This window comes from Streptomyces sp. NH27, from assembly GCF_056859195.1.
The window spans coordinates 1-1,452 of the sequence record NZ_JACEGK010000921.1 but is presented as its reverse complement, the minus strand read 5'-3'; the positions used below and the strand labels follow the sequence as shown (position 1 = coordinate 1,452).

At 72.2% G+C, this 1,452-nt stretch carries 2 protein-coding genes and 1 pseudogene; 2 read left to right on the top strand and 1 reads right to left on the bottom strand.

What is annotated here, in order from left to right; translation table 11 throughout:
• Positions 1-204 precede the first annotated feature (204 nt).
• A complete protein-coding gene (locus AC13HU_RS37100; RefSeq protein ID WP_483046402.1) occupies positions 205-789 on the top strand; it encodes a DUF1707 SHOCT-like domain-containing protein in 585 nt (194 codons plus the stop codon).
• Between the two features lie 7 nt (positions 790-796).
• Here AC13HU_RS37100 and AC13HU_RS37095 read toward each other — a convergent pair whose 3' ends face one another.
• Positions 797-1,216: a MarR family winged helix-turn-helix transcriptional regulator gene (locus tag AC13HU_RS37095; RefSeq protein WP_483046401.1), complete on the bottom strand. Its 420-nt coding sequence runs from the start codon at positions 1,214-1,216 to the stop codon at positions 797-799.
• Between the two features lie 111 nt (positions 1,217-1,327).
• On the opposite strand from AC13HU_RS37095, the pseudogene AC13HU_RS37090 reads away from it, so the two are divergent.
• A pseudogene (locus tag AC13HU_RS37090) lies at positions 1,328-1,452 on the top strand (organic hydroperoxide resistance protein); the annotation flags it as partial.

Genomic DNA, 1,452 nt, shown 5'->3' with positions numbered 1-1,452 from the left:
CCCCCACACCGACCCAGACGCCCTGCACGCCGGTGCTGTGGTGGTGCGAGTAACGACCTGGTGCACGACGGTCGGGGAACCCGGCGGCCCCTCGCGCCGCACCGTGTCGGCCCTGGCGGCGGCCCCGCGCAGGCGTGCCCCGCCGGTGGGACGGCCCGGTCCCGTTCGGCCTTTCCGACGTCGGCGCGTGAGAGCATCGGGGGCATGACGGAACTTCACGCGCGGGCCCGCCGGGAGGGGCTGCGGCCCTCCGACCGCGACCGCGAGCAGGTCGCGGAGGCGCTGCGCGAGGCGGCGGCCGAGGGGCGGATCGACTTCGCGGAACTCGACGAGCGGATCAGCGCGGCGTACGGCGCCAAGCGCTACGGGGAGTTGGACCTCCTCACCCGGGACCTGCCGGCGGGTACGGCCACGAGTACGGCAACGGGTGCGCCGGCGACCCGGGCGCGCTGGGGGTCGCGGTGGGCGGTCGCCGTCTTCGGCGGGTTCGTGCGCAAAGGCGCCTGGGCGGTGCCGCGTTCGCTGACGGCGCTGTGCGTGTGGGGCGGCGGCGTGATCGACCTCAGCGAGGCGCAGTTCGCCGGGGCCGAAACCCGCATCCGTGCGTACGCGTTGTGGGGCAGGCTGAAGATCGTGGTCCCGGCGGACGCCGAGGTGTACGTCAACGGGCTGGGGTTTCTGGGGTTGTTCGGGTGCAAGGCGAGCGGGCCCGGGGTGGCGGGGGCGCCGCGGATCAGGGTGCGGGGCCTTGCGATGTGGGGTGCGGTGACGACGAAGCGGGCGGCGTAGCGGAGCCCTACCGCACCATGCGGGCGAGCAGGTCCCGCAGCATGCCGCGCTCCCCGTCCGACAGCGCCGCCAGCGGTTCGCGGGCGAACTCCAGGGAATCCCTGAGCTGTTCGGCTGTGGCGCGCCCCCGGTCGGTGGCCGCGGCGAACTTGACCCTGCGGTCGGCGGGGTCGAGGCGGCGCTCGGCGAGGCCCTGCGCCTCCAACCGGTCCACGATGCCCGTGACGTTGGACGGCTCGCATTTCAACCGCTCGGCGATCCTGCGCATCGGCAGGGGTCCGGCGGACAGCAGGGCCAGCACGCGGGCCTGCGTGCCGGTCAGGTGGTGTACGGCCGCGGCCGCGTCGTACTCCTGGTCGTAGCGTGCGACGACCGTGCCGATGAGGTCGACCACCTCGGCGGTCAGTGGGTCCATGCGGCTGGTCATGAGGGCGAGGGTACCTGTTTCCTTGACAAGCTGAAACATCAAGGACATCGGTCATTAGGCAAGGAAACATTGCAGACGCGACGTGAGACCGTTCCCCGGGAGGAACTGTTCATGACTATCCAGTCCGTAGATGTCCTGTACACGGCGGTGGCCACCGCGGAGAACGGCCGGGACGGCCGGGTCGCGAGTGACGACGGCAAGCTCGACGTAGTGGTGAACCCGCCCAAGGAGCTGGG